The organism is uncultured Campylobacter sp. (assembly GCF_937997465.1).
Classification (GTDB): domain Bacteria; phylum Campylobacterota; class Campylobacteria; order Campylobacterales; family Campylobacteraceae; genus Campylobacter_A.
In genome coordinates this window covers 1-6,978 of sequence record NZ_CALKTQ010000219.1, presented here as the reverse complement: position 1 = coordinate 6,978, position 6,978 = coordinate 1, and the positions used below count along the sequence as shown (strand labels likewise).

The window sequence follows — 6,978 nt, the reverse complement described above, 5'->3', positions numbered from 1 at the left end:
ATCTAATCACGATATAACATAAATATTTTCTAAACATTAAAGCGTTTTTGTAGTATAATTGCCTTACAAATCCACACAAAGGAGTCGTCATGAAAAAGTTGATTTTAGCGATCTTTTTGGCGTGTTTGGTGTTGTCTTCGGCACAAGGCGGCCAAGAGTACGGCGATGGATTGAGAGCCGTATCCAGAGGAGAGTGGGCTAACGCGGTGCAGTATTTCACGGCAGCTTGTTATAACTATAACGATAACGAAGCAGGCTCTTGCAAAGAGCTTGGCGTGATATACGAGTACGGCAAGGGTGGTGCGGGTCCTCAGAGAGTGAAAAAAAATGACGCTCTCTCAAAGCAAGCTTACGCGCAATGCTGCAAAAAGAGCGGTGGCCTCATGAGAGAGTGCTGCAAAAAGGTCGGCAAGTAATCGAGGTTTGTCCTGAACTCTAGCTTTAAGTATGCGGTCGCTTTGGGCGTGAAAATTTAGCCTTAGGCAGGTCGCATACGAAATTTATTCTTTAGCGATTCTGGCTCAAATTTATCAAATTTTACTTCTTTGGTGTTATCGCGTAAGTATGTTTCGTGAGACTACAAATTTGGGTTCGGGCGATATTTTATAAATTTGCCGAGTTTGTTTTTGGTTTTATTCGGTCAAATTTTGCTTGGCGGCTTGAAGGACTTTTTCTAGCTTTTTGTTATTTTTACCGTCTTTTTCGAGATATAGTCGCTGTTGTTCTTTTAGGGCTTTAAAAATTTGCGCTCGCTCTTCGCCGCTCGTTATTTCAAGCAGTGCTTGCGCCCAGTTAGCAGGGCAACCAAAGCCGTATTCGCCTATGCCAACAAGAGTTTTTTGCATTCGCTTGGCGTCATAGTTTAGATTGTGAATGGGGTAGGTCGAGATGATTTTTAGCGTTTCTCGCTCCGCTATTTCGCAGGAGATCATTTCTTTTGCTAGCTCGATACGTATTTTTAAAATTTCTTTGATCTGATCGTTTGTGTAGCGATTTGACTTGCTTGAATTTTCTTTTTGCATGATTATAAAATGCCTTAAAATTTAAAAACCGAGATCCAAAAGCAGATATTTGTCGTCAAATTTTGCTTTGCGTTTTGTCTGTTTTTATGATCTTGTCGGTTTGTGTAATTTTTATACCGCTTATTTCTCGCAGTCCTTTGCGGTTAGCTTTACTTTGCTAAAAAGCGCGCCGTTTGGTATACGGTAGTTCATTACGATACTTTTTGCTTTTTGTAGCACCATAAGGGTATTTTGATCAGAGCAAAAATCCTCCACCAAAAGCTCTTTCATGGTAGACGTAAATTCTTTTTTATATTCGTCCGAGATAGCTTCCCAGTCTATGTTTTGCGAGTTTTTAAAGACGTATTCATAGGTAATTATATCGTTTTTGCAGCTTACTTCAGTAGCCTTTATGTTTTCGTCTTCTATTTGATTTAGCGCTGATTTTGCGCCGATAACGGCTAGTCTTAGATACGGACTGCACTCCGCGCCAGCCAGAGCTAGTGCAAGAGCGCAAACGAGACAAATTTTTCTCATCTCTTTGGCGTTACCAACATATTGACGTAGCGGCCTTCTAGCAGCGGTTCTTTATCGCGGTCGGAGACGTCTTTTACCATCTCCCAGACTTTTTGTAGCATTGCGACGCCCGCTTCAGGGTTGCTCATCTCGCGGCCTTTTAGAAATACGCGAAATTTGACGTGTTTGCCGTCTTCTAGAAACTCAAGAGCGTGTTTGACTTTGTAGTTGATGTCGTTTTGAGCGATTTTGACGGAGAGTTTGATCTCTTTTACTTCGATCGTTTTTTGCTTTTTCTTGGCCTCTTTTTGCTTTTTTTCCTGCTGGTAGCGGAATTTGCCGTAGTCCATTATCTTGCAAACGGGAGGTTTGGCATCAGGTGCGATTAGCACTAGATCAAGCCCCATTTTTTCGGCGATTTTCAAGGCCTCTACTCTCGGAATGACGCCGTATGCGGTGCCGTCGTCTCCCACGCATCTCACTTCGCTCGCTCTGATATCTTCGTTGAGCAACACTTCGTTTTCTTTAGCCAATTAGTTTTTTCCTTTAAGTTGAAATTTGTTGATTATATCCAAAAATATTGTGTTTTTATTGTATTTTTCGTAGAAATTTATTGCGCCGTGACAATTTTTGCAGATTTTGGTAAGAGCCAGGCTTAGCATAAAGCCGTGCCTAGCTCAAATTTAGCGGATTTTGGTCCATATTTCAAAAAGTTACCTCGGCGAGTTTTGATTTTAGCAGCTCAACGAATTCATCCAGCTTCATATCTTTTTGCTCTCTGGTCGTGCGGTCGCGTAGAGCGATGGCGCTATTTGCCACTTCGTTGTCGCCCAGCACCGCAATCATCGGCACGCGCTGTTTTTCTGCGGTGCGGATGCGTTTGTTTAGGCTCTCGTTTTTGCTAGCGATTTCGCTGTCTACGCCGATTTTGCGTAGTTCTTTGGCAACGGTTTTGGCGTAGTCTAGGTGCGCGTCGCCGATCGGCACGATGACTACTTGCGTCGGAGCGACGAAAAACGGCAGCTCGCCGCCCGTGTGCTCGATCAAGATGCCGATAAATCGCTCGAAGCTTCCTAGTAGCGCGCGGTGAAGCATGACAGGCTGCTGGCGCTCGTTATTTGCGTCGATGTAGCCTAGATCAAAGCGCTCAGGTAGGTTAAAATCGACCTGTATCGTGCCGCACTGCCATTTTCGCTTCAATGCATCGGTGATTTTGATGTCGATTTTTGGGCCGTAGAATGCGCCGCCGCCCTCGTCGATACCGTACTTAAAGCCGTTTTCGTCAAGTGCTTCTTTTAGAGCTTTGGTTGCCGTTTCCCAAATTTCGTCCCCGCCGATAGCTTTTGCGGGCTTGGTCGAAATCTCCATCTCGTAGTGGAAGCCGAAATTTTCCATTATTTTGCCGGCAAATTTTAAAATTTCTAGGATATTTTCTTTGATTTGGCTTGGCATACAAAAGATGTGCGAGTCGTCCTGGGCAAATTCGCGCACTCTAAAAAGCCCGTGCAGTACGCCGCTTTTTTCGTGACGGTGCACGACGCCGTATTCGAAAAATTTAAGCGGCAAATCGCGGTACGAGCGGATGTCTGACTGATAGACCTTGATGTGGCCGACGCAGTTCATCGGCTTTATGCCGTATTCTGCCTCGTCGATCGTCGTAAAATACATATTTTCTTTGTAGTTTGCGTAGTGGCCGCTCTTTTTCCATACGTCGGCTTTTAGTAGCTCTGGTCCACGCACTGGCTCGTAACCGCGGTCGCGGTGTGCTTTGTATAAAATTTGCTCGAGTTTGGAGCGTAAACGTCCGCCGTTTGGTAGCCAGATCGGTAGGCCGCCGCCGACTTCTTCGTCAAATGTAAATAGCTTCATCTCCACGCCAAGCTTTCTGTGGTCGCGTTTTTTGGCCTCTTCGATGATGCGGATGTGCTCTTTTAGGCTCTCTTTATCGGCAAATGCCGTACCGTATATGCGGTTTATCATCTCGCGCGTCTCGTCGCCGCCAAGATACGCGCCGGCTACTCGCGTTAGTTTAAAAAATCTTAAAAATTTGGTATTTGGCAAGTGCGGTCCGCGGCACAAATCCTCGAAATTTCCTTGCTTGTAGCTGCTGACTTCGCCTTCTGGGATGCGTTTTAGCACCTCTTGTTTTAGCTCGTCGTCTTTAAATTTATCGCTCATAAAGGCTTTTGTGGAGCTGCCTTTTACGATGTCAAGCTTTGCTTCGGCTAGCTCTTTCATCTTTGCTTCTATTGCCGCCAGGTCTTCGTCGCTAAGCTTGCTGTTGGCCTCATCGACCTTAAAATCATAATAAAATCCGTCCTCGACGTTTGGTCCGACGAAAAATTTAGCCTGCGGATAAAGCTCTTTGATCGCCTGCGCCATGAGGTGCGCACAGGAGTGCCTGATGACGTTTAGCGCGTCGGGGGAGTTGTCAAAATAAATCGGTTCTGCGGCGTTTTCTCGCCCGTTGATACTCTGAGTATCGACTATGTTTCCATCCAGTTTGTATGCGATGATATCGCTCATTTTGCGTCCTTTTTATCGAAACATCTTTCTTACGCTGAAAGAATTGGGCTTGATTTTAGCTAAATTGTTTTTAAGCTTTACTTAATGTTTTATTTGATTTGGGTTTAAACGGCGGTCAAATTTGAGTTTTGAATATAATAGGATATATTGATTAAAATTTAAATATTGTTAAATCGGTAATATTCTCAATATAGTTTATTATATTTTAAGAAAACTAACGCTAATATTTCATCGAATGAATCATGCATTTATCCCGTCTTTGCACTGTTTTGATTCATTTTTCTCCCAAATTGCGCAAAGGAGTGGTTGCCTTTGCGCCTTAATCTTTAAATTTATTCCCAAAAAACCCGCACAAATTTGACGCTAACGAGTTAAATTTTAGAAAATAAATATATTTTGGCTTTAGTTTGCAAATTTGACATTTGGATTTACGGCGCGAAAGATAAAGCGAAATTTGAAAATTTGAATCAAAAGAAGCGAAATGGTGGCCCCGAATGGACTAAAACTATACCGCTTTACATACGATAAAATCGTAGTTTAAGGTTTAAAATTAGAATATTTCTTACCCAATTTCTTACCTAATTGTGATTATTGCCTTTTGGCTTAGCATAAATTTTAATATCTCGCTTGCCAAATTCATAATAGTCTATGCCGGTTATTTGGTAGGTGTTGTCTCTAAATTTGATCTCGTAGTCGATCAGGCTCTGATCTTTTAAAACCTCATTGTAATTTACCACGAATAAAATCTCGGCTTCAGATTGAATTTGCGCTCGCTCGTAAGCCTCTTTTGCCGATAGTTGCCTTATGTAAGCCCAAATATCCTTTAGCAAGTATTGCTGCTGTTTTTCAACCTCGCCGTATTCATTTCTGGTCGAGATGTAACCTAATATACTGATCTTTTTATCTTTTATCATCGCAAAGCCTTTCAAATTCTGTTAAATGTTCGCACAACCCGACGTAAGCGTTTAGTAGTGATGCCGTGCCGTCTATTCTTTGGCGCGGATTGTTGCTCTTTACTGGGATTATGTTTGCGTTCCTATCCTCTACGACTCCAGTATTACTCAAGCACCATTTTAGGATCGGGCTATTGTTGTAATTTACTCTCTTAGCTTGCAAATCAGCTCCTAGGATTTGCAAGGGTAGTGATAGGGTTTTAGCCCCCTGAATGCATCCAATCATCTTAAAGCCCTCTGTTTGCATTTCATCCACCCAACACCTAGCCGAATAGCTATCATAGTAAATCCATAGCACCGTAATCCCGTTTTGTTTGACTTGCTCTAAATACCACGCCGTAACGTCCGAGTAGTCTATGGTGTTCCCGTCGCAAAGCCTTAAGAGCCCGTTTGCGTGCCAAATATCGTAAGGTATCTTGTCTTCTTTTATTCTAGTCTCCAGGTTGTCTCTAGGTATCCAATACATCTGCTTAACTAGCCTTTCGCCGTCGCTTATCGTTACTAGCGTAGCGCAGGTTAAATCAGTCGTTATTGATAGGTCTGCTCCGCCTATGGCGTATACGTTCTTAAATTTAGACTCGTCGTAGGTTTTTGGATTGTTGATAACGTCAAAGCTTAGCCATGCGTTGCGCGAGCTCTCTCTAATGTTAAAATCTTTAGTAAGGATGCCGATTAAATCTTTCGGGCTGTTTTCTGCTCTTTTGGCCTTATCTGATAAATCGGCGTATTTTTTAATACTTCCTAGCCCTGGATTTGCTTTGATCCATTTTTTCTCGTCTTTCCATTCGTCTTTGCTATCAAGCTCATAGATGATAGGAAAAAAGCTATCATCTTTGAAAATGCCGTCTGCGATATTACAAGCATATTCGTAAATATCGTCGAATATACACTCTCTGACCGTGCCGGCAGTCGTGATCATAATTACCAATGGTTCACGGCGCGCGGATTGGCTTTGCTTCATAACCTCGTAAAGATTTCTGTCTTTTACGCCGTGAAGCTCGTCGATAACTACCAAATGGGAATTTAGCCCGTCCAGGGTGTTGCTATTCTTGCCTAGCGGCATCATCTTGGACATATTAAGAGAAAAATATAAATCGCTCTTTCTCTTTTTTAGAAATTTGCTAAGTTGCGGGCTTTGCTTTACCATATTTAAGGTTTCGTCAAATACGATCTTGGCTTGCTCTTTTTTGGTAGCTACCGAATAAACCTCCGCGCCCGCTTCGCCGTCTGCGATCAGCATATAAAGACTAAGGCCTGCTAATAGAGAGCTTTTACCGTTTTTTCTAGCCACCATAAAAAAGGCCTCTTTGTATTTTCTTAGTCCCGTCTTTTTATCCACAAAGCCGAATAGCGCAGAGATAAAAGCTTTTTGAAATAGATCTAGCTTTAGCGGACTGCCGGCCCATTCTCCTTTTGAGTGTTTGCAAAATTTCTCTATAAACTCGATAGGCCTTAAAGCTTTTTTCTCGTCGAATTTATACTGGCCGCTTTTGTCTTTCATGTCGTTTATTAGCTTGTCGTAAATTTTTTCTACTCTTTTGCTGACTAATATTTCGCCCGTTTTAATTTTGCGATAATACTCTTTTATGAAGTTCATTATTTGCTCGAGATAAAATTTATCAGCTCGCTATCGTCGGCTGGAGACGGATTTTTATCTATCAGCTCCATAAGCTGCCTATACACTAGCGAATACCGCTGAATGGTCGTGTTGTAGCTTTTTAGCGCGGAATTCTCTCTAATAAAGCTTTGTTTGCCCTGATTAAATTCCTCTAAAATTTCGCCGTTTTCCACTACTTCTTTGAGTCTTTGCATAGTTTTATTCATAAATTTTAACTCGGTTACCAAATCTTTTGCCACTTTTTGTCTACTTTGCGGCGCAAGCTTGATAAGCTCGTCTAGCTCGTCATTACTTGATATTTTTCTTACTTTTGCCATATTGACCCCCTTGTGGTTTTGCCCTGGAGGGAATTTAGAAACTCCCC

8 protein-coding genes are annotated in these 6,978 nt (G+C 42.4%); 1 reads left to right on the top strand and 7 read right to left on the bottom strand.

The genetic code is table 11. The features are described from left to right. Positions 1-89: 89 nt before the first annotated feature. Complete coding sequence (locus tag Q0546_RS07375; RefSeq protein WP_298791810.1) at positions 90-416, top strand: hypothetical protein; 327 nt, start codon at positions 90-92, stop codon at positions 414-416. Between the two features lie 216 nt (positions 417-632). Here Q0546_RS07375 and Q0546_RS07370 read toward each other — a convergent pair whose 3' ends face one another. From Q0546_RS07370 to Q0546_RS07340, 7 genes are all read right to left on the bottom strand, one after another. Continuing rightward, positions 633-1,022: a hypothetical protein gene (locus Q0546_RS07370; RefSeq protein ID WP_298791808.1), complete on the bottom strand. Its 390-nt coding sequence runs from the start codon at positions 1,020-1,022 to the stop codon at positions 633-635. A 120-nt stretch (positions 1,023-1,142) separates the two neighbouring features. Then, positions 1,143-1,538 (bottom strand): polyphosphate kinase, encoded by a 396-nt coding sequence (locus Q0546_RS07365; protein WP_298791806.1) that lies wholly within the window; start codon positions 1,536-1,538, stop codon positions 1,143-1,145. Next, entirely contained in the window at positions 1,535-2,050 is a 516-nt protein-coding gene (gene infC / locus Q0546_RS07360) for a translation initiation factor IF-3 (RefSeq protein ID WP_122872973.1), read from the bottom strand. The genes Q0546_RS07365 and infC overlap by 4 nt, the downstream gene beginning before the upstream one ends. A 172-nt stretch (positions 2,051-2,222) precedes the next feature. Continuing rightward, positions 2,223-4,043, bottom strand: coding sequence for a threonine--tRNA ligase (gene thrS, locus Q0546_RS07355; protein ID WP_298791794.1), 1,821 nt, complete (start codon positions 4,041-4,043; stop codon positions 2,223-2,225). A 578-nt stretch (positions 4,044-4,621) separates the two neighbouring features. Continuing rightward, entirely contained in the window at positions 4,622-4,957 is a 336-nt protein-coding gene (locus Q0546_RS07350) for a phage head closure protein (RefSeq protein WP_298791792.1), read from the bottom strand. Next, positions 4,944-6,593, bottom strand: coding sequence for a terminase TerL endonuclease subunit (locus tag Q0546_RS07345; protein ID WP_298791790.1), 1,650 nt, complete (start codon positions 6,591-6,593; stop codon positions 4,944-4,946). The genes Q0546_RS07350 and Q0546_RS07345 overlap by 14 nt, the downstream gene beginning before the upstream one ends. Further along, positions 6,593-6,978: hypothetical protein (locus tag Q0546_RS07340; RefSeq protein WP_298791789.1), on the bottom strand; the 386-nt coding region annotated here is incomplete at its 5' end. The genes Q0546_RS07345 and Q0546_RS07340, both read right to left, overlap by 1 nt.

Coding starts and splice junctions, on each gene's coding strand:
- Q0546_RS07370 (WP_298791808.1), bottom strand. CDS start 1,022: ATGCAAAAAGAAAATTCAAGCAAGTCAAATCGCTACACAAACGATCAG.
- Q0546_RS07345 (WP_298791790.1), bottom strand. CDS start 6,593: ATGAACTTCATAAAAGAGTATTATCGCAAAATTAAAACGGGCGAAATA.
- Q0546_RS07365 (WP_298791806.1), bottom strand. CDS start 1,538: ATGAGAAAAATTTGTCTCGTTTGCGCTCTTGCACTAGCTCTGGCTGGC.
- thrS (WP_298791794.1), bottom strand. CDS start 4,043: ATGAGCGATATCATCGCATACAAACTGGATGGAAACATAGTCGATACT.
- Q0546_RS07350 (WP_298791792.1), bottom strand. CDS start 4,957: ATGATAAAAGATAAAAAGATCAGTATATTAGGTTACATCTCGACCAGA.
- Q0546_RS07375 (WP_298791810.1), top strand. CDS start 90: ATGAAAAAGTTGATTTTAGCGATCTTTTTGGCGTGTTTGGTGTTGTCT.